Here is a 19,969-nt window from a genome sequence, read left to right on the forward strand (position 1 = left end):
GCTTGGCTAAGGCGAGATCTTCTCCGCGATTTTTAGCCCCTTTTCCCCAGCCGTTCAGCAGACGCTTTGCTGATTGGTTGAAGCTTTTGGCTAGGCCCGGGCTTGGGCTAAGCCTTTGATTGGGCTAAGCCTTGGCTTGCTTAAAAACCCATCACTTCGGCCACCTTGGCGGTGTCCGCCTCCAGACCGGTATGGAAGCGGGCGTCATTGTTTTCGATGGCGGTGGTTGGATCCTTGAGACCGTTGCCGGTGAGCACACAAACCACCGTGGCTCCCTGGGGCACCTCCTGGTGGTGCTTGAGCAGGCCTGCAACCGAGGCAGCACTAGCTGGCTCGCAGAACACGCCCTCGCCGCTGCCCAGCAGCTTGTAGGCGTCGATGATTTCAGCGTCGGTGACGGCCATGAAGCTGCCACCGCTTTCGCTGCGCACGTTTAGGGCCTTTTCGCGATTCACCGGGTTGCCGATGCGGATCGCCGTGGCGATGGTGTCTGGCTGCTCAACCGTGTGGCCCAGCACCAAGGGAGCAGAACCCGCCGCTTGAAAGCCCATCATTCGGGGCAGCTTGCGGCAATGGCCCTCTTTTAAGTACTCGTTGAATCCCATCCAGTAGGCGCTGATGTTGCCCGCGTTACCAACCGGGATGCAAAGCCAGTCCGGCGCTTCACCAAGGGCATCCACCACCTCGAAGGCGGCGGTTTTTTGGCCCTGCAATCGGTAGGGGTTCACCGAATTCACCAGGGTGACCGGATATTTGTTGGCAACTTCCTGCACGATCGCCAGGGCTTTGTCGAAGTTGCCCTGGATGGCGATTACCTCGGCGCCGTAGAGCAGGGCTTGGGCCAGCTTTCCCTGGGCCACATAGCCATCTGGGATCAGCACGAAGGCCCGCATGCCGCCGCGGCGGGCGTAGGCGGCCGCAGCAGCAGAGGTGTTGCCCGTGCTGGCGCAGATCACCGCTTCAGAGCCGGCTTCCTTGGCTTTGGAAATCGCCATGGTCATGCCCCGGTCTTTAAAGGAGCCGGTGGGGTTGAGGCCGTCGTATTTCAGATAGACCTTGACGCCGCGGCCGATCCGCTCGGCGATCACCGGTGCTGGGATCAGGGGTGTGGAACCCTCCCGCAGGGTGATTACGGGTGTGCGATCTGAAACTGGCAGCCAGCGCCGATAGGCCTCGATCAGCCCAGGCCAGTCCTGCATGGTGGGACGGGCAGCAAAGGGGCCCTTGCTCAAACGCTGCAGAGAACGGAGCAAGGACACGCTTTAGACAGTGACTCCAGTGAATCTACGGCGCAGCAGCTGGCGCGTCGCCGCGCAAGCCATCAAGCGGTGATTCGGAGAAGAAGCGCACCAGCTCGGTTATCGAGCTGGCTTTGCTGAGCAGGTTCATCAAGGCGGGGATGCTCACTTCCATCTCCTGGGCGGGGTAAGCGCGCAAGAAAGAAAGGGCAGATATCGAACCGTTGCCCTCAACCACCCCCATAACCATGGCGGAGCGCATGGCTGGGATACCGGCCTGGGATGCCTTGAGCGGAAACACGATTACAGCTAGACGCTGCAGGATTGCCTCGCCGATTCGGGTGTTGAGCAGCCTGCTCACCAGGGTTACCGGCAGGCTCACCGACTGATTCAGCAGCTTGGCGATCTCCTGGGGATTTTGGCGGCTGAGGCTCAACACATCGGCGAGCAGGCCCCGGGCCTGGCCGGTTTTGGCCAGATGCTCCAGGTCGGCAACGGCGATGGAGCGGCGAAAGGCACCGCTTACAAACACCAGATTTTCCGCAGCACCAGCTGGCGGCAGGCTGACCGCAGGCCAGGGAACGACCAGGCTCAGGCCCAGGGCGATGCCAACAAGGGCCTGACGTTTGCGGCCTATCAACGCTTTTTGCATGGCCAGAAGCCTACGGCGATTGCTTTGAAATTCAGGCGGCGACGAGCACATCTCGCACCAGGCGCACCATGCTGCGCTCGGCCAGTCCCTTGGCTAGTTGAACTCCCATCTGGCGTAGTTCCGGTTCTCCCACAAGGCGTGGCAGGCGGCGCAGCAGCATCTGGGGCTCGAAGCCGGGCAGGGCATTGAGTATGCCCATCAACTGGCGCACCGGCTCTAGGTCGAGCAGGGGTTCACCCGCCTCGCTCAAACGGTGACGACGCAGACCTGGAGGTTGGAACCGCTCCGGTAGGCGTTTACCGATGCGCAGGGTGGTTTGCCAGGCCATGGCATCCATGCGGCCCACGATGGCGTCTACCAGCTGTTGGCGTAGCAGCCCGCCGTTGGCTGAGAAAAGAAAGCTCAGCACCTGATCGAGCAGACCTTCGAGATCGAGCTGGGCTCCTTGGGAGGCGCTAGCGATCAGGTTGTCTAGCCTTTGCCAGCGGAAGATGTCGCCGTCGAAGAGCATCTCCTTGAGGCTCTGGCGCAGGGTGGGATCAGGGTCTTCCATCAGCCGCCGGGCGAAGTAGGGGTAGGCGGCGCCAAGGATCTTGAACTCGGGATCAACGCTGAGGGCGATGCCCTCCAGGGTCACCAGGGAGCGAATAATTAGGGCGTAGTAGGGCGGCACCTGGAAGGGGAAGCGATACATCACGCCGGAAAGGTCATCTGTGACCGCTTTGAAATCCATGCGGCTGACTCCCTGCTCTATCGCTTGACCGAACACCTTTTCAAAAGCCGGCACTATCGGCTCGAGATTTACGTCTTCGGCCAGGAAGCCCAGGCTGACGAAATCCTTACTCAGCTTGCCGAAGCTGCGATTAACCAGGTGCACAACCGCCTGAATCAGGCCGGTGCGTGACTCGCGGCTCACCTCGCTCATCATGCCGAAGTCGAGGTAGGCGAGCCGGCCATCTGCCATAGCCAACAGGTTGCCGGGGTGGGGGTCGGCGTGGAAAAAGCCGTGCTCCAGTAGTTGCTGCAGGCTGCAGTTAACACCGACGTTCACCATGTCGTCGGGGTCGACGCCGATACCGCGCACCGCTTCGAGATTGGTGAGTTTCACCCCCTCCATCCATTCCATGGTGAGCACCCGGCGGCTGGTGGCCTGGTGGTAGATGCGGGGAACGGTGATCCGGGGGTTGTGGGCGTGTAATTCGGCGAAGCGCTCGGCGTTGGCGGCTTCGTTGAAGTAGTCCATCTCCTCAAACACCCGCTTGCCCAGTTCATCGATCAGGGCCACCAGGTCGGAGCGGATTAGGCCGACGTTTTGGTTCAGCCAGGAAGCGATGTTGCGCACGATGTAGAGGTCGAGCGTGATCTGCTCCCGCAGGCCCGGGCGCTGCACCTTCACGGCCACCGCCTGACCTCCCTTGAGCACGCCCTTGTGCACTTGGCCTAGGGAAGCGGCCGAGATCGGCTCGGCGTCCAGTTGCTCGTAGATATCGAGTACGGCAGCGCCCAGGTCCTCTTCGATGCAGGCCATTGCCAGGGCGGAGTCGAAGCCCGGCAGCTGGTCTTGCAGCTGGGCAAGTTCCTCCAGCAGCAGTGGCGGCACGATGTCGGGCCGGGTGGAGAGGGCCTGGCCGGCCTTGATGAAAGCGGGGCCGAGCGAAGCCACCAGATCCGCTGCCTCCTTGGCGCGGGACCTGGCTACCTCCGTAGCTTTGAGGCGCCCGGTGAGCCAGTCAAAACCCACCCCAAGTAGGTAAAGCCCGATTGGCACCAGGGTTTGCCACAGGCGCCGGAATAGCCGTTGCGGGTGGCCGGTGTAAATCCGGGTGATGGCGGCCGGGTCGTAGCTCAGCAGGCCAGCGGCCTCTAGAAAGTCACCCAACTCGGCTTGGTTGTTGTCGGGATCCATGGGAGTTGGGCGGGCTAAGCACCGCTAAGGCGCACCAACCCCCTTCTAAACGAATCCCACTGCCGCTACGGTCTGGCCGGTACCCCAGTCCGGTTAGCGGAGGCCGACGTGCTCACGGGACTGCGCCTCAGCAACATCGCCCTGATCGAGCGGCTGGAGCTCAGCTTCAGCGAGGGCTTCACGGTGCTGACCGGTGAGACGGGAGCAGGTAAATCGATCCTGCTTGATGCCCTCGATGCTCTTTTGGGTGGTGCCCAGGGCAGCGCCGGCGCCCGGCTGCTGCGCCGCGGCGCTGAGCGCGGCACGATCGAGGCCAGCTTCAGCCTTTCGCCCCCTTTGCAGGCCTGGTTGCAGCAGCAGGAGCTGGAGGTTGAGGAGGGCGAACTGCTGCTTTCGCGCGAGTGGCGCCTCACGGAGGAGCGTCTGAGCAGCCGCAATCGGCTTAATGGCGTGGTGGTGAGTCGGGCCCAGATCCAGGAGCTGCGCCCCCTGCTGCTCGATCTCACCGTTCAGGGCCAAACCCAGCAGCTGGCGCGGCCCGGTCAGCAGCGCCGCTGGCTGGATCGCTTTGGCGGCGAAACCCTTCCGCCTCTGCTGGAGCCGGTGGCGGCGGCCTGGCGTCATTGGAAACAGGCGGCGGCGGCGTTGGAGCAGGCCCGCAGCGACTGGGACCAGCTACAGCAGCAGCGCGCGGCCCAGGAGCAATTGCTGGCCGACCTGGAGGCGGCCCAGCTGCATGATCCCCAGGAGCGTCAGCAGCTCCAAAACGAGGAAAACCGCCTCGCCCATGGGGTGCGGCTGCAGGAGGGGGTGATGGTTTTGCTGGGCCGCTTGCTGGAGGGTGCAGAGCAGGCGCCATCGGTGCTGGATCACCTGGCAGCTTGCGAACAGGAGCTGCTGCAGATGGAGGCCTTAGATGGCGGCGTTAGTGAGCTGCGCAGTTGCTGCAGCGATGGTTTGGCGGCTTTGCAGGATCTGGCCCGTGATCTCGATCGCTACGGATCGGGTCTTGATAGTGACCCAGAAAGCTTGGCGGAGCTGCAGGAGCGCATGGCCCAGCTCAAGGCCCTGGAGCGGCGCCATGGCCAGGATTTGGCTGGTTTGATCACCCTGCGCGATCGCCTGCGGCAGCAACTGGCCCCCGGCGGTGGCGAAGCTTCCCTGGAGGCCCTGGAGCTGGCGGAGCAGCGAGCCCGCCAGCGCCGTGATCAGGCCAACGCCTCGCTCAGCGCCGCCCGCCGCCAGGCCGCCACTGCCTTGGAGCAGCAACTGATGCAGGCGCTGCGGCCGATGGGCTTGGCCAATGTGCGCTTCGCGGTGGCGATTGCACCGGCGCCCGCGGGAGAGGAGGGAGCCGATGCGGTGCAGTTTCAGTTTTCCGCCAACCCGGGTGTGCCCCTGGCGCCCCTGGCTGAGGTGGCCTCAGGCGGTGAGATGTCGCGCTTTCTGCTGGCTCTGAAAACCTGTCTGGCGGCGGCAGACCAGCACGTCACCCTGCTTTTCGATGAGATCGATACGGGCGTGAGTGGCCGGGTGAGCGGTGCCATGGCTGAATTACTGGCCCGCCTGGCTAAGCAGCGCCAGGTGTTTTGCGTCACCCACCAACCCCTGGTGGCCGCGGCGGCAGACCACCACTTCCGCGTCTCCAAGCAGGTGTTGGAGGGTGTCACCCATACGCGGGTGTCCCAGCTGCGGGACACCCAGGCCCGTCAGGCGGAGCTGGCCGAACTGGCGGGTGGTGATTCCGGCGAGGCCCGCAGCTATGCCGCCAGCCTGCTGGATCAACACGGTCGCTAAAACCTCTCCAGCACTGGTCTATGCCCATGGCCAGGGGGAGCATCCGTAGACTTGCTAGTTCATGAGCCGTCTGGATGCCCCGCGCCAAGAGCTCTGCAGCCTCTAGCTCTGCCACCAACGGTGCAGCCGCTAGCAGAACCCTCGCCCAGACCGTTCACGAAAAGGCCCTTGACCCGAGCCGTGTGCTCAGCGGCGGCTCTTTTGAGGATGTGATCCGGGTGCGGGGCGCCCGCCAGCACAACCTCAAAAACGTCGATCTCACCATTCCGCGTAATCGCCTGGTGGTGTTCACCGGTGTGAGTGGCAGCGGTAAGAGTTCGCTGGCTTTTGACACGATCTTTGCCGAGGGCCAGCGCCGCTACGTCGAGAGCCTTTCGGCCTATGCGCGCCAGTTTCTGGGCCAGGTGGATAAGCCCGATGTGGATGCGATCGAGGGGCTCTCACCGGCCATCTCGATCGATCAGAAATCCACTAGCCACAATCCCCGCTCCACCGTTGGCACGGTGACGGAGATCCAGGACTACCTGCGTCTGCTGTTTGGCCGGGCTGGCGAACCCCACTGTCCCCAGTGCGACCGCTCGATTCGGCCCCAAACCATCGACGAGATGGTGGATCAGATCCTGGCCTTGCCCGAGGGCACCCGCTACCAGCTGCTGGCGCCGGTGGTGCGCGGCAAGAAGGGCAGCCACGTCAAGCTGCTGGGCGGCCTGGTGGCCGAGGGCTTTGCGCGGGTGCGTATCAATGGCGAAGTGCGCGAGCTCGCCGACAACATCGAGCTAGATAAAAACCACGCCCACAACATTGAGGTGGTGGTCGACCGGCTTGTGGCCCGCGAGGGGGTGCAGGAGCGGCTTACCGATTCGCTGCGCACTGCACTTAAAAGGGGCGATGGTCTGGCGCTGGTGGAGGTGGTGCCCAAGGCGGATGAGGAGCTGCCCGAGGGGGTGGAGCGGGAGCGGCTCTATTCGGAAAATTTCGCCTGCCCAGTGCACGGTGCCGTGATGGAGGAGCTGTCGCCGCGGCTGTTCTCCTTCAACAGCCCCTACGGCGCGTGCCCCGACTGCCACGGCATTGGCCACCTGCGCAAGTTCACCGCCGAGCGGGTGTTGCCCGATCCCTCCCTGCCCGTTTATGCGGCGATTGCGCCTTGGGCTGATAAGGACAATTCCTATTACTTCTCCCTGCTTTATTCGGTTGGGGAGGCGTACAAGTTTGAGATCAAGACGCCTTGGAATCAGCTCAGCGCTGAGCAGCAGGAGGTGCTGCTGCATGGCAGCCAGGAGCCGATCACCATTCAGGCCGACAGTCGCTATCGCAAGAGTGCCGGCTACGAGCGGCCGTTTGAAGGCATCTTGCCGATCCTGGAGCGCCAGTTGCGCGACGCCAGCGGCGAATCGGTGCGCCAAAAGTTAGAGAAGTTTCTCGAGCTGGTGCCCTGCGCCACCTGCCACGGCCTGCGATTACGGCCCGAAGCGCTGGCGGTGCGGGTGGGCCCCTATGCCATCCACGAACTCACGGCGGTGAGTGTGAGCGAAACCCTGCGCCGGATTGAGTCGCTGATGGGGGTGGGCGAGAGCGAGGGTACTGATCCGTTGCTCAGTCCTCGCCAGATCCAGATCGGTGATCTGGTGTTGCGGGAGATCAGGCTGCGTTTGAAGTTTCTGTTGGATGTGGGGCTCGATTATCTGAGCTTGGATCGGCCCGCCATGACCCTCAGCGGTGGCGAAGCCCAGCGGATTCGGTTGGCAACCCAGATCGGCGCGGGCCTCACCGGAGTGCTCTACGTACTGGATGAGCCCAGCATCGGTTTGCACCAGCGTGACAACGACCGGCTGCTTAATACCCTGCTGAAGTTGCGGGATCTAGGCAACACCTTGATCGTGGTGGAGCACGACGAAGACACGATTCGTGCGGCCGACTACGTGGTGGATATCGGCCCGGGGGCGGGGGTGCATGGCGGCCACATTGTGGCTGAGGGCAGCTTTGAGGATCTACTGGCTGCAGAGGATTCCCTTACCGGGGCCTACCTAAGTGGCCGCCTCTCGATTCCAACTCCAGCTGAGCGGCGCAGCACCGGAAGCCGCCGGCTCACGATGGTGGACTGCGAGCGCAACAACCTGGCCGGCTTCGATGTGGAGATTCCCCTGGGGCGGCTGGTGTGCGTCACCGGGGTGAGTGGCAGTGGCAAGAGCACCCTGGTGAATGAGCTGCTGCATCCGGCCCTGGAGCACCAGCTGGGCATGAAGGTGCCATTTCCACCTGGCTTAGGGGAGCTGCGCGGTATCAAGGCGATCGACAAGGTGATCGTGATCGATCAATCACCGATCGGTCGTACGCCCCGCTCCAACCCCGCCACCTATACGGGCGCTTTTGACCCGATCCGTCAGGTGTTCGCCGCCACTGTGGAGGCCAAGGCCCGGGGCTATCAGGTGGGTCAGTTCAGTTTCAATGTCAAGGGTGGCCGCTGCGAGGCCTGTAGTGGTCAGGGTGTCAATGTGATCGAGATGAACTTCCTGCCGGATGTGTATGTGCAGTGCGATGTATGTAAGGGAGCTCGCTATAATCGCGAAACTTTGCAGGTGACCTACAAGGGTCACAGGATTGCCGATGTGCTGGAGATGACGGTGGAGCAGGCCGCCGATGTGTTCTCTGCCATCCCCCAGGCTGCCGATCGATTGCGCACCTTGGTGGATGTGGGCCTGGGCTACGTGAAGCTCGGCCAGCCAGCTCCCACCCTTTCGGGGGGTGAAGCCCAGCGGGTGAAATTAGCCACCGAACTTTCCAAGCGCGCTACCGGAAAAACGCTCTATTTGATCGACGAACCCACCACCGGTCTCAGCTTCTTTGATGTGCATAAGTTGATGGATGTGATGCAACGGCTGGTGGACAAGGGTAACTCGATCCTGGTGATCGAGCACAACCTCGATGTGATCCGCTGTGCCGACTGGATCGTGGATCTTGGCCCAGAAGGGGGAGACAAGGGAGGAGAGATCGTCGTGACGGGCACCCCTGAGGAGGTGGCTGAGCATCCCACCAGTCACACGGGCAGGTATCTCAAGCAGGTTCTGGAGCAGCATCCTCCTGAGGTGGTGGTGGGTTGAGGGTTTTTTCATGACTGGAGACACAGATAACTTCTGTTGTGATGCCTCAATTGCTTTTCTTTGCTGTTAGGTTTATTTGCTCTAACACCAAACTGATTGATGGCTTATATCCTTACCCATTTCTGGCCAGGTGCGACGGAAGAGCAGTATCGGGATGAAGTCGCAGCTGTACATCCAATGGGTGGTTTGCCAAAGGGGCAGCTCCATCACGCAGCTGGAGCCGTTGATGGTGGTGTGTTGGTTGTGGCAATTTGGGACTCCAAGGAGTCATCGGATCGCTTCGTTGCCGACGTGTTGATGGCTCATGTGCCTGAACCTGGTGGCTTCTCTGGTAAACCTGATGAGCGGGCTGCTGAAGCCTTTAATTTTCTTTCTCAATAGTTCGTTCTCTGGGGTAACTTCACTCTGAATCAGGGCAAACCAACGTATGGGGAGCATTGAGAAGCTCCCTCTTTCTTTGCCTCGCTCTGATATTCACTGAGGATTTTGTTTCCCAGGGGTGGTCTGGGCTTGAGTCGGCGGCTTCTTATGCATGGAATCAATCACCCCTTTGGTTTACCCATGAGCTGTTCGCTTGGTGCATTGACTTTGGACTATTTAACTGTCAGTTGAATAGTGTCTTCGATTTGTTGGTTTGAATAACGCCCCTATGCCTTCATAACCACGGGTGCAGTGCAGGCGCTGGAAATGCGACCTATTCCCGCACCGTATAGGTAATCTGCTCTCCCACCTTAAATAAGGGAATGGTGGTATTAATTACGGTGTCTACCGTGGATATCTCGTCGGGGCTTTCCTCTGTGCGCACTACCACCACCCCCGAGGGCTTGCTGTAGGTGTAGATGTTGGTGCTGTTCGATGCTTCGAAGCGGCCAGAGCCTGATGTTTTGATAGGGTTGGGACTTTTTTTGTACCAGGTTTCGGTGAAGACGAAGCTGTTTTTGCCAGTGCTTACTTGGTCAACTCTGCTGTAAGAGCCATCGGAGGAGTTGCCACGCCATTTTGATGTCTTTGTGTTTAGCGATGAAGCGGGGTCGTCCTTGCGCTGGGTGCGGGATAGCTCGTCGCAGCCATAGCTGCCAGCAATTAATACCAGCCCAGTGCCGAGGCATAGCCAACGATTTAGGGTCATTGCGATGGCCATGCTCAGATCTTGCCCAACACCAACCTATGGGCTGCTTTGGTCACTGCCAACCCCGGCGTAGTGGCTATTGCCGTTGGGCATCCAGTAGCTGAGGTCGTTGTGCCAGAACAGGCGGCCCGGAAGTTGCTGGGTGCTCAGTTTGGTGCTGGCCATCGCCGAGATCAGTTGGCCCATCTCCACTGGCGAAAGATCGGTTTTGATGTCTTCGCCGGCGACTTTCAGCAGCTCCGGTAGCTGGGCTAGGGTGGAGGGATGGGATAGTTTGCGAAATACTTGGGCCAGCACTAACTTCTGTCGCTCCATGCGACCCAGATCGCCCATCTCGTCATTGCGGAAGCGTAGGAAGCCCTCGAGTTGCTCCCCTTTCAGCATCTGGATGCCTGGATAAAGGTCGATGTAAAGGTTCTGGGCATTGTCGACGTAATACATCCGCTTAGGCACATCAACTTCCACGCCACCAATGGCATCGGCTAGGTGCTCCACAGCGCGCATATTCACCCGCACATAGCGATCTACCGGTGCATTCAGCAGGCTTGTGAGCTCCTGTTTTAGGGCACCCATGCCACCAAATGCATAGAGCGCATTAGCTTTAATTACGCCGAACTCGGCCGATTCCACGAAGGTGTCGCGCGGCACCTGGGTGAGCTGGGTGACCCCATCTTTGAGCTGCACCGTGAACATGACATCGGTGTTTTCGCCCACCTTGTCTGTGCCGATCACAACAACGCGCCGGTTGCCGTTGCCGAACGGGTTGATCAGGCTGGTGATCTGGCCTGGCCCTTTCAACATGGCTGCCCAAAACCCTGAGGCCATTTGCGGCAGGGGCCCGGCTAGTCCATAGCCCAGGCTGATGCCCAGTAAGAAAGCCAGAACAGGCGGTTTGCGTCGTCGAGGGTTTGGAGCTGTTTGAGGTTTGGCGTTGGTGGTTGGCTCTGCTTGACGCAGCTCGCGACGGTTGCGCAGGTCGGTGACCACAGCCCCGCGGCTGCTTTCGCGTCGGCTGCGACGCGGGCGGGGCTGGGCCTGGCTCATATCTTCTCCTATTCAACGCACCCTAAGGGCCGGATCCCTGCTACACCAGGGGGTGAGCGCCGCTTGTTCAGCTGGAGGCCCGCACCCGGATGTGGGCTGCGGCCGTGTCTGCCTTGCGGCGGGCCTCCTCCTCACTACCGCCCCGGGCCAGGGCTACGCCCATGCGCCGCTGGGGGCGGGCTTGCTGCTTGCCGAAAAGCAGCACCTGGGTATCGGTTTCGCTGAGGGCCTCCTTCACGCCGCTATAGGAGACCGCTTCTCCTTCGCTGTCGGCCAGAATTACCCGGCTGGCAGCGGCTCCCAGGCTTTGGATCGATGGGATCGGCAGGCCCAGCACCGCCCGCAGGTGTAGTTCGAATTCGCTCAGGTTCTGGCCAACCAGTGTCACCAGGCCGGTGTCATGGGGGCGCGGTGAGAGCTCGGAGAAAATCACCTCAAGCTCACCTGGCTGACCGGAGCTGCTGCCGGTCTTTTTGCACAGGAAAAACTCAACGCCAAATAGGCCGGCGCCGCCCAGGTTGTCGGTGACGCTGCGGGCCATGACCTGGGCTGCCTCTAGAGCGGCGGCTGGCATCTGGGCTGGCTGCCAGCTGCATTGGTAGTCACCCCGCTCCTGGATGTGGCCGATCGGCGGGCAGAAGAGCGTTGGCCCTTGCCATTGCTTCACGGTGAGCAGGGTGATTTCGAGCTGGAAGTGCAGGAACTCCTCCACGATCACCAGCTCGCCGGCACCTCGGGCACCCGCCAGCGCTGCCTCCCAGGCAGCGGCCACTTCTTCTGGACCCTGCACCAAGCTTTGGCCCTTACCTGAGGAGCTCATCACCGGCTTGACCACCACGGGCCAGCCCAGGCCGGCAGCCGCGCTTGCCAGTTCACTGGCGCTGCTGGCGTAGGCAAAGCGGGCGGTGCGCAGCCCCAGCTCGGTGGCCGCCAGGTCGCGGATGCGGTCGCGATTCATGGTCACGGCCGTGGCCCGAGCTGTGGGAATCACGCAGATGCCTTCCGCCTCCAGTTCCGCGAGGGCATCCACCGCGAGGGCTTCTATCTCTGGAATCACCAGATCGGGCCGGTGCTGGCGCACCACCGCCTTGAGGGCTTCTGGGTCGGTCATGGTGACCACCTCAGCGACATCAGCCACCTGCATGGCCGGGGCGTTGGCGTAGCGATCCACTGCGATCACCCGGCAGCCGAGGCGCTGGGCTGCGATGGCAACCTCCTTACCCAGCTCGCCGCTGCCGAGCAGCATCAAGGTGGCGGGAAGAGTGGCAGGGGTGGGAAAGGTCATGGTGGTCGCCCGGATCGCGGGCAGGACAGCAAGATGGAACTGATCTCTTTGCACACCGGGGCGCGTTGATGGTTTGGCTGTTGGGATTGCCCTTGGGTTTCAGTACGGCTGGGGACGCTGCCAATGGCCTGTTATTCGGCTGGGACATCGCCACCTTGCAGAAATGGGCCCTGATCTACCTAGGTCTTTCCTCCCTGGCTTTTGTGGTGGTGTGGCTGGTGGGCTATCTGCGTCGAAACTGATTAGTTCAGCAATGTCAGCTGCCGCACCGGCGATTCCTCGTTGATGAAGCCATAGGCCTCAAATACGTTTGGATCTGGGTGGGTGATGTGCTGGCCATCGCTGTGGCGCTCCAGCTGAAAGCCCTCGCTGGCCATGCGGCGCATCAGGGCAGCGGCCTCCTCGAAGCGGGCAGCCATGGCTGCCAGGCTGGCGCAGTCGGAGCTGAGGCCGGTGTCCTTCCAGGTGAAGTAAGCCATGGGTGTTAGGCGAGGGCAGGGCTTAGGGCAGCAGCACTAAACCCAATCCCACCAGTAGCAGGCTGGCGAGCCAAAAGCGGATCACGACCACCTGTTCGTTGAGCCCACCAAGCTCGAAGTGGTGGTGCAGCGGCGCCATCTTGAACAGGCGCCGGCCCTGGCCCGTGGCCGGGTCTTTGGTGGTCTTGAACACCCACACCTGCAGGATCACGGACAGCGATTCCGCCAGGAACACCCCTCCCATCAGCAGCAGGGGCCAGAGGCTGTTGGAGAGCAGGGCGACGGCGCTGAGGGCTGCGCCCATGGCCAGGGAGCCGGTGTCTCCCATGAACACTCGAGCCGGGTGGCGGTTGTGGACCAGAAAGCCCAGCCAGCAGCCGGCCATCGCGGCGCAGAAACCGGCCATAGCCGCATCGCCTTCATGGCCGCGCAGCATCAGCTGCAGCCCCATGCCTGTGAACACCACGGCGCCGCAGCCTGCGGCCAGGCCGTCGAGGCCATCGGTGAGGTTGGTGGCGTTGCTTTCGGCCATAAACACAAACAACCCCAGCGGCCAGATCAGCAAGCCGATCGGCAGCACCCAGCCCAGGGGCAGGGCGATGTCGCCAGGGGAGGCCCCACCCAGCCACTGGCCTGCTGCGGCCCAGATCAGAAACAACAGGGCTGCGCCGGCCTGCAGCAGCAATTTGCCCCGGGGCGTGAGGCCCGTGTTGGTGCGGCGGGTGAGGCTGCGCCAGTCATCGACGGCGCCGATCGCCATGTAGGCCAGGGTTACGGCGGCAACAGCAAGCAGGCGGGGATCGCTTGGGCTCAGCAGGCCGCCCACCAGCACCCCCACGGGCACCACCAGCAGGCCGCCCATGGTGGGAGTGCCGGCCTTGCTGAGGTGGCCCTGGGGCCCCTCTGCGCGAATAACCTGGCCGAGCTTGAGCTGGCGCAGTCGCGGCACCCCCCAACCGGTGACGGCAGCGCTGATCAGGCCGGCAACTAGCAGCGGCACGGTGAGCTGGGGCGCGCCGCTAAGCCAGTCGCACAGCAGACAGGCCAGCAACAACAAACTGCTGAGTAGGGCAGCCGGGGTCGAAACAACCAAGGGAAAGGGACGGCGACCGCCCCAGTTTCCCCTGCGGAACTCAGTCTTCCCAGTCTTCGTCCTGTTGTTCGTCGTCCTTGTTGTAGTCCTCCTTCTCGCCCATCAGGGCGGAAAGCTCCTCCTCTTCCACCGTGCTCACTTCGGTGCTGGCGGTTTCTTCATCCGCTACCAGGCGGCCAGTGCTCTCCAGCCAGCTCAGCAGATCGGGCTCATCGCGCAGGGGCAGCACCGGGGCTGGGTCGCTGCGCCGGTAGCGGGTCAGCGAGGGATTGATCGTGTCAAGTCGACTGCTGTCACTGGTCGCGAGTGTGCTCATGCGTGCGCCTACCGGTAGCTAGGTCTGGGGCTAGGCCCATACAGACCAATCAGTCACCATAGCTGCAAAGCAAATGCACCCGACCGCCCATGCCCACCAGCAGCCAAAAGGCCAGCCCCCTAGCCGGGGTGCTGAAGGTCTGGGCCCTGGCCCTGGCCATCAGTGCCGCACTGGCCGCAGCGGGCGAGCGTTGGCCCCAGCCGTTGCCCCTGCAGCAGGGGGTGGTGTGGCTGCTGGTGGGCCTGCCACCCCTGCTAGTGGGGTTGTGGTTGCTGACCCACTGGTCCCTGCCACACCCCGACAGGGGAGAATCGAGCAACTGAACGCATGGAGAGGCGTTGATGGGTCGGGCGAAGAAGGCGGTGCTGGCCTACTCCGGTGGCGTAGACACCAGCGTCTGCATTCCCTACTTGATGCAGGAGTGGGGCGTGGAGGAGGTGATCACCTTCGCCGCAGACCTAGGCCAGGGCGACGAGCTGGAGCCGATTCGCCAGAAGGCGCTCGATTCGGGGGCCAGCCAGTCGATCGTGGGCGACCTGATCGAGCCCTTCATCACCGAATTCGCCTTCCCGGCTATCCGGGCTAACGCCCTTTATGAAGGCCGCTATCCCCTCTCCACAGCCCTGGCCCGGCCCCTGATCGCGCGGCGACTGGTGGAGATTGCCCGTGAGGTGGGCGCCGATGCGGTGGCCCACGGCTGCACCGGCAAGGGCAACGACCAGGTGCGCTTCGATGTGGCCATCGGCGCCCTCGCCCCCGACCTCAAGGTGCTCACCCCGGCGCGGGAGTGGGGCATGAGCCGCGAGCAAACCATCGCCTACGGCGAGCGCTGTGGCATCCCCTCGCCGGTGAGCAAGAAATCGCCCTATTCGATCGACCTCAACCTGCTGGGCCGCTCGATCGAAGCCGGCCCCTTGGAGGATCCAAACGTGGAGCCGCCCGAGGAGATCTACGCCATGACCGTGTCGGTGGATGCGGCGCCGGATCAGGCCCAGATCGTTGAGATCGGCTTTGAGCAGGGCAATCCGGTGAGCATCGACGGCCTGCGCCTCGATCCGGTGAGCTTGATCCGCCAGGCCAATGCCCTGGCCGGCAGCCACGGCTTCGGCCGCCTCGACATGGTCGAAAACCGGGTGGTGGGCATCAAGAGCCGGGAGATCTACGAAACCCCTGGACTACTTCTGTTGATCAAGGCCCACCAAGAGCTGGAGAGCCTCACCCTGGCGGCCGATGTGCTGCGCACCAAACGCCAGCTCGAGCAGCAGTGGGCGGATCTGGTGTATCAGGGCCTTTGGTACGGCCCGCTCAAGGATGCGCTTGATGGCTTCATGGATCGCACCCAGCAAACCGTGAACGGCACGGTGCGGCTGAAGTTGCACAAGGGCAATGCCACCGTGGTGGGCCGCAGTAGTGCCAGCCACAGCCTCTACGTGCCCGATATGGCCACCTACGGCGCCGAAGATCAGTTCGACCACAAGGCTGCCGAGGGCTTTATCTACGTGTGGGGTCTGCCCACCCGCCTCTGGGCGGCCAACCAGCGCCGGCGTTAGGGCTCCTGGTTAGGGCTGAAGCCGAAGGCATGGAGTAGGGCCTGGCGCAGTCTTGGTCTGGCAGGCTCTTGCTGGGGTAGCAGCAGGCGCTGGGCACCCGTATCGCTGCCGGGCTGTAACTGCAGCAGGTGCTGGCGCAGGTTGGCGTTGTCGCTGAGCAGCCGCTGTTGCTGGTCGAGCATCGGCTGCAATCGCTGCCGAAATTTGTCTTCAAAAAGGCCGGGTAAGTCTTCGAGCAGGGCCTGCATGGCCTGAAGCTCCTCCCGAGTTTTGGCAAGTTCCTGTTCCAGCTCGTTTTGGCGCTCTTGCTGCTGGTGCCACGAAAAAACCGAAGTGACAGAGGGCTGCCACTTCGGTGCTGGTGGTATGGCGTCAGGCTCCATGGGCGGAGATTACGAGTGGGCCCGATTTTTTACAAGCCAGGCCTGTGTTAGCTCCGCAGCTATTTGGAGTCGTTAGATCAAGCTGAGTCCTTGGGTCAAGCTGAGTCCCAAGGTCAAGCCGTGGCGGGTTCCATGGGAGCGGCTTCAGTGCTGGCGCCGGGCAGGGTGCGCGGTGCCGGCATCGGGCCGTCTTGCTTGACGGTGAGATAGCGAATCACATCTTCTGAGAGACGCATGGCCCGCTCCAGCGGACCTACCTGCTGGCCGTCGCCGTTGTGGTTGAGCTGCACATAGATGCCCTCGCGGTGCTTGGCGATCGAATAGGCCAGGCGGCGCTTGCCGCGCATCTGGCAATCCAGCACTTCACCACCGGATTCGGTGACCAGATCGCGGTACTTGGCGACATGGGTTTCCACCTCTTCTTCCGGAATATCCGGACGAAGGATGTACATGGTCTCGTAATAGGGCTGCGTCATGGTCGCTTCGGGGTTGTCGCCTCAGGAATTGGGGCAGCGGCCGGCGGGCTGATGCCCACCAGCGACGGATCAAACACCTTACAGCTGCATCCGAACGGCTTCCGAGAGGCTGGGAATATCGGCTTCCTTACCCCGCAGGTTTTGCACCACAGCAAACAGCACCAGCACCAAGATGCCGATAAACACCGTGTTGCTGAGGGTTTTGCCGACGAAGTCCAGGGCGCCTAGCTGCAGCACCTGGAAGGCCAGGCTCACCAGTACCACCACGATGTCGATCAGGATCGCCTGCAGCACGTTGAAGCGGATCAGGTACGGCACCTTGTTGTTGCGCACCACCGCCAGGAACAGCACTAGGAACAGCACCAGACCGCCAAAGGGCACCGCCTGCTCCAGCAGGGCGATCGGCAGGATCGGCACCCCAAGCCACTGCAGGGCCGGGAACAGGCCGAACAGCCCCCGACCGAAGGAGAAGGCGTCGCTCCAGGGCAACAGGTAGGCCAGGGCCGCCAGCAATCTCTGCCAGATCGGGGGATCCTGCATGGATGGAGAAACTTCCAGAGCCTTTAGGCTAGGGGCCCAGCTGGGCTAGGGCTGCCGCGCGCATCGCCGCCACCGGCACCTGATCAAGCCCGCTCCAGCGCCGCAGGGAGGCCGCACCCTGTTGCACCAGCATCTCCAGCCCATCTAGGGCCCTGCAGCCCCGCTGGCTCGCCGCCTGCAGCAGGGCGGTGGTTCTAGGTGTGTAAATCAGGTCGTACACGGTCGCGCCGGGTCGCAGGGCTTCCAGTTCGCCGGGGCTGAGTGGGCAGTGCCGGGTCGCATCCGGATTGCCGGCGGCAGCCATGCCCACGGGGGTGGTGTTGACCACCAGGTCTGCCATGGCCAGGGCCTCGGCTAGGGCCGTGCTGCCCTCAGCCCATTCCAGCTCCCGCAGTTGGGGCGCCCAGCTTTGGCAGGTGGCCAGCAGGGCTGCGAGGCGCTCGCTGCTGCGGCCTGCCATGGCGATCGAGCTGCAGCCCAGTTCCACTAAGGCGGCCACCACCGCCCGGGCACTGCCGCCACAGCCCAGCAGCACCGCTCGCCGCCCCTGCCAGTTCTGCTCAGTGCTGCGTAGGGGCGCCAAGAAGCCCTCCACGTCTGTGTTTTCCCCCAGCCAGCCCCCCTGCTGGTGCCGCACCAGGGTGTTCACCGCACCCACCCGTTGCGCCAGGGGCGAGAGGCTGCGGCAGAGGCCAGCCACTGCTTGCTTGTGGGGCAGGGTCACATTGAGGCCGCGGCAGTCAACGGCCTCCAGCCCTTGCAGCACCATCGCCAGCTGGTCGGCCCTGGTAGGCATGGCCAAGTACACCCAGTTGAGCCCCAGCTCCGCCAGGGCCGCGTTGTGCATTGCCGGCGATAGGGAGTGGCGCACCGGATCCCCGAGAACCCCAGCTAGGGCAGTGCTTCCGGAGATCGGCTGGGGCATGAAGGTGGGCTGGCTGGCTGGAACTGTTCGGGAACCACCCCTCGCCTGGGAAGGCCCCAGCTGCTGAAGATGCTCCCAGTCAGATCCACTCACCGTAAGGAGTTAGTAACCCATGGGCAAGGTCGTTGGTATTGATTTAGGCACCACAAACAGCTGTGTTGCCGTTATGGAGGGCGGCAAGCCCACTGTGATTGCCAACGCCGAAGGGTTTCGCACCACACCCTCCGTGGTGGCATACACCAAAAACCAGGATCAACTGGTGGGCCAAATCGCCAAGCGTCAGGCGGTGATGAACACCGAAAATACCTTTTATTCGGTGAAGCGGTTCATCGGCCGTCGCGTTGATGAGGTCACCGAAGAGTCGAAGGAAGTCAGCTATGGCGTTGAGAAGTCTGGCGCCAATGTGAAGGTGAAGTGCCCGGTGCTGGGCAAGCAATTTGCGCCTGAGGAAGTGAGTGCCCAGGTGCTCCGCAAGCTGGCCGAAGACGCTGGTAAGTATCTCGGTGAGACGGTGACCCAAGCGGTAATCACCGTTCCCGCCTATTTCAACGACTCCCAGCGTCAAGCCACCAAGGACGCCGGCAAGATTGCTGGCCTTGAGGTGCTGCGCATCATCAACGAGCCGACTGCGGCTGCCCTGGCCTACGGACTCGATCGCAAGAGCAATGAGCGCATCCTGGTGTTCGACTTGGGCGGCGGCACCTTCGACGTGTCCGTGCTCGAGGTGGGCGACGGTGTGTTTGAGGTGCTCTCCACTTCTGGTGACACCCACCTAGGCGGCGATGACTTTGACAAGGTGATCGTTGATTACCTGGCCGCCAGCTTCAAAGCCAATGAGGGCATTGATCTGCGCCAGGACAAGCAGGCGCTGCAGCGTCTCACCGAAGCAGCAGAGAAGGCCAAAATTGAGCTTTCAAGCGCTACCCAGAGCGAAATCAATCTGCCGTTTATTACGGCCACCCCGGAGGGCCCTAAGCACCTCGACCTCACCCTCACCCGGGCCAAGTTTGAGGAGTTGGCTTCCACATTGATCGACCGTTGCCGCGTGCCGGTGGAGCAGGCCCTTAAGGACGCCAAGCTCTCCTCGGCTGAACTCGATGAAATCGTGATGGTGGGTGGCTCTACCCGCATCCCGGCGGTGCTTGAGCTGGTTAAGCGCGTTACCGGTAAGGACCCCAACCAAACCGTCAACCCAGATGAAGTGGTGGCCGTTGGTGCCGCGATCCAGGGCGGTGTGTTGGCCGGTGAGGTCAAGGACATCCTGCTGTTGGACGTCACCCCCCTGTCTCTCGGCGTTGAGACCCTCGGCGGCGTGATGACCAAGATGATCACCCGCAACACCACCATCCCCACCAAGAAAACCGAGGTGTATTCCACGGCGGTGGATGGTCAGACCAACGTGGAGATCCACGTGCTCCAGGGTGAGCGCGAGATGGCCAGCGATAACAAGTCGCTCGGCACCTTCCGCCTCGACGGCATTCCTCCTTCACCCCGCGGCGTTCCCCAGATCGAGGTCACCTTCGACATCGATGCCAATGGCATCCTCAGCGTCACCGCTAAGGACAAGGGCAGCGGCAAGGAGCAGAGCATCTCGATCACCGGAGCCTCCACCCTCAGCGATAACGAAGTGGAGAAGATGGTGAAGGATGCCGAGACCAACGCTGCTACCGACAAGGAGAAGCGCGAGAAGATCGACCTGAAGAACCAGGCCGAAACCCTCGTGTATCAGTCGGAGAAGCAACTCGGCGAGCTCGGCGACAAGGTGGGGGCTGAGGACAAGTCCAAGGTGGAATCCTCCTCCGCCAAGCTCAAGGAGGCGATCGCCAAGGAAGATTTCGACACCATGAAGTCTGAGCTTGAGATCCTGCAGCAGGCTTTGTATGCCGCTGGTGCCGCCGTGTATCAGCAGGCTGCAGGAGCTGAGGCCGGCGGCGCTGCCCCTGGTGGCAATGGTGCCGGTGCCGATGCGGCTAGCTCGGCCTCCAGCGACGACGTGATCGACGCTGAATTCACCGAGAGCAAGTGATCAGATTTATTGAACGCCTTTAGGCGATC

The 19,969-nt window shown here is 62.4% G+C and carries 20 protein-coding genes; 7 read left to right on the forward strand and 13 right to left on the reverse strand.

All coding sequences use genetic code 11. The annotated features are described in order from the left end of the window. Positions 1-140 precede the first annotated feature (140 nt). The 3 genes from thrC to U9970_RS12580 form a co-directional block, all read right to left on the reverse strand. Positions 141-1,199 (reverse strand): threonine synthase, encoded by a 1,059-nt coding sequence (thrC, locus tag U9970_RS12570; RefSeq protein WP_322766138.1) that lies wholly within the window; start codon positions 1,197-1,199, stop codon positions 141-143. Between the two features lie 85 nt (positions 1,200-1,284). Then, positions 1,285-1,890 carry an alpha/beta hydrolase gene (locus U9970_RS12575; protein ID WP_322764467.1) on the reverse strand — a complete coding sequence of 202 codons (606 nt, stop codon included), beginning with the start codon at positions 1,888-1,890 and terminating at the stop codon, positions 1,285-1,287. A gap of 31 nt (positions 1,891-1,921) precedes the next feature. Beyond that, positions 1,922-3,796 carry an ABC1 kinase family protein gene (locus tag U9970_RS12580; protein ID WP_322764468.1) on the reverse strand — a complete coding sequence of 625 codons (1,875 nt, stop codon included), beginning with the start codon at positions 3,794-3,796 and terminating at the stop codon, positions 1,922-1,924. Positions 3,797-3,904: 108 nt separating this feature from the next. Between U9970_RS12580 and recN the strand changes: the two genes are divergently transcribed. The 3 genes from recN (at position 3,905) to U9970_RS12595 (ending at position 9,075) form a co-directional block, all read left to right on the forward strand. Next, positions 3,905-5,593 (forward strand): DNA repair protein RecN, encoded by a 1,689-nt coding sequence (gene recN, locus U9970_RS12585; RefSeq protein ID WP_322764469.1) that lies wholly within the window; start codon positions 3,905-3,907, stop codon positions 5,591-5,593. 74 nt (positions 5,594-5,667) lie between these two features. Beyond that, positions 5,668-8,694, forward strand: coding sequence for an excinuclease ABC subunit UvrA (uvrA, locus tag U9970_RS12590; RefSeq protein WP_322764470.1), 3,027 nt, complete (start codon positions 5,668-5,670; stop codon positions 8,692-8,694). A gap of 99 nt (positions 8,695-8,793) precedes the next feature. Then, on the forward strand, positions 8,794-9,075 hold the full coding sequence (locus U9970_RS12595; protein WP_322764471.1) for a hypothetical protein: 282 nt from the start codon (positions 8,794-8,796) through the stop codon (positions 9,073-9,075). 313 nt (positions 9,076-9,388) lie between these two features. Here the strand turns inward: U9970_RS12595 and U9970_RS12600 are convergent, their stop codons facing one another. The 3 genes from U9970_RS12600 to purT form a co-directional block, all read right to left on the reverse strand. Next, positions 9,389-9,835 carry a hypothetical protein gene (locus tag U9970_RS12600; protein ID WP_322764472.1) on the reverse strand — a complete coding sequence of 149 codons (447 nt, stop codon included), beginning with the start codon at positions 9,833-9,835 and terminating at the stop codon, positions 9,389-9,391. 24 nt (positions 9,836-9,859) lie between these two features. Further along, positions 9,860-10,867: an LCP family protein gene (locus tag U9970_RS12605; RefSeq protein ID WP_322764473.1), complete on the reverse strand. Its 1,008-nt coding sequence runs from the start codon at positions 10,865-10,867 to the stop codon at positions 9,860-9,862. A gap of 67 nt (positions 10,868-10,934) precedes the next feature. Further along, a complete protein-coding gene (gene purT, locus U9970_RS12610) occupies positions 10,935-12,152 on the reverse strand; it encodes a formate-dependent phosphoribosylglycinamide formyltransferase (RefSeq protein WP_322764474.1) in 1,218 nt (405 codons plus the stop codon). A gap of 68 nt (positions 12,153-12,220) precedes the next feature. On the opposite strand from purT, the gene U9970_RS12615 reads away from it, so the two are divergent. Beyond that, positions 12,221-12,394, forward strand: coding sequence for a cytochrome B6 (locus tag U9970_RS12615; RefSeq protein ID WP_322764475.1), 174 nt, complete (start codon positions 12,221-12,223; stop codon positions 12,392-12,394). On the opposite strand, the gene U9970_RS12620 is transcribed toward U9970_RS12615, so the two are convergent. From U9970_RS12620 to U9970_RS12630, 3 genes are read right to left on the reverse strand one after another with little or no spacing between them, the layout of a single operon-like run. Next, positions 12,395-12,631: a hypothetical protein gene (locus U9970_RS12620; protein ID WP_322764476.1), complete on the reverse strand. Its 237-nt coding sequence runs from the start codon at positions 12,629-12,631 to the stop codon at positions 12,395-12,397. A 22-nt stretch (positions 12,632-12,653) separates the two neighbouring features. Beyond that, positions 12,654-13,724 carry a phospho-N-acetylmuramoyl-pentapeptide-transferase gene (mraY, locus tag U9970_RS12625; protein ID WP_407653045.1) on the reverse strand — a complete coding sequence of 357 codons (1,071 nt, stop codon included), beginning with the start codon at positions 13,722-13,724 and terminating at the stop codon, positions 12,654-12,656. A 40-nt stretch (positions 13,725-13,764) separates the two neighbouring features. Then, complete coding sequence (locus tag U9970_RS12630) at positions 13,765-14,040, reverse strand: DUF3134 family protein (protein WP_322764477.1); 276 nt, start codon at positions 14,038-14,040, stop codon at positions 13,765-13,767. An 89-nt stretch (positions 14,041-14,129) separates the two neighbouring features. Between U9970_RS12630 and U9970_RS12635 the strand changes: the two genes are divergently transcribed. Then, positions 14,130-14,363 (forward strand): hypothetical protein, encoded by a 234-nt coding sequence (locus U9970_RS12635; protein WP_322764478.1) that lies wholly within the window; start codon positions 14,130-14,132, stop codon positions 14,361-14,363. An 18-nt stretch (positions 14,364-14,381) separates the two neighbouring features. Next, positions 14,382-15,590, forward strand: a complete 1,209-nt coding sequence (locus U9970_RS12640; RefSeq protein ID WP_322764479.1) for an argininosuccinate synthase — start codon at positions 14,382-14,384, stop codon at positions 15,588-15,590. On the opposite strand, the gene U9970_RS12645 is transcribed toward U9970_RS12640, so the two are convergent. The 4 genes from U9970_RS12645 to U9970_RS12660 form a co-directional block, all read right to left on the reverse strand. Beyond that, complete coding sequence (locus U9970_RS12645; protein WP_322764480.1) at positions 15,587-15,973, reverse strand: hypothetical protein; 387 nt, start codon at positions 15,971-15,973, stop codon at positions 15,587-15,589. The two genes, U9970_RS12640 and U9970_RS12645, sit on opposite strands and share 4 nt — an antisense overlap. A 113-nt stretch (positions 15,974-16,086) precedes the next feature. Further along, positions 16,087-16,449, reverse strand: coding sequence for a 30S ribosomal protein S6 (gene rpsF / locus U9970_RS12650; RefSeq protein ID WP_322764481.1), 363 nt, complete (start codon positions 16,447-16,449; stop codon positions 16,087-16,089). A gap of 78 nt (positions 16,450-16,527) precedes the next feature. Then, a complete protein-coding gene (locus tag U9970_RS12655; protein ID WP_322764482.1) occupies positions 16,528-16,989 on the reverse strand; it encodes a Tic20 family protein in 462 nt (153 codons plus the stop codon). A 28-nt stretch (positions 16,990-17,017) separates the two neighbouring features. Continuing rightward, a complete protein-coding gene (locus U9970_RS12660; protein WP_322764483.1) occupies positions 17,018-17,914 on the reverse strand; it encodes a shikimate dehydrogenase in 897 nt (298 codons plus the stop codon). 112 nt (positions 17,915-18,026) lie between these two features. Between U9970_RS12660 and dnaK the strand changes: the two genes are divergently transcribed. Beyond that, complete coding sequence (dnaK, locus tag U9970_RS12665) at positions 18,027-19,940, forward strand: molecular chaperone DnaK (protein ID WP_322764484.1); 1,914 nt, start codon at positions 18,027-18,029, stop codon at positions 19,938-19,940. Positions 19,941-19,969 lie beyond the last annotated feature (29 nt).

The organism is Cyanobium usitatum str. Tous (assembly GCF_963920485.1).
GTDB lineage: Bacteria > Cyanobacteriota > Cyanobacteriia > PCC-6307 > Cyanobiaceae > Cyanobium_A > Cyanobium_A usitatum_A.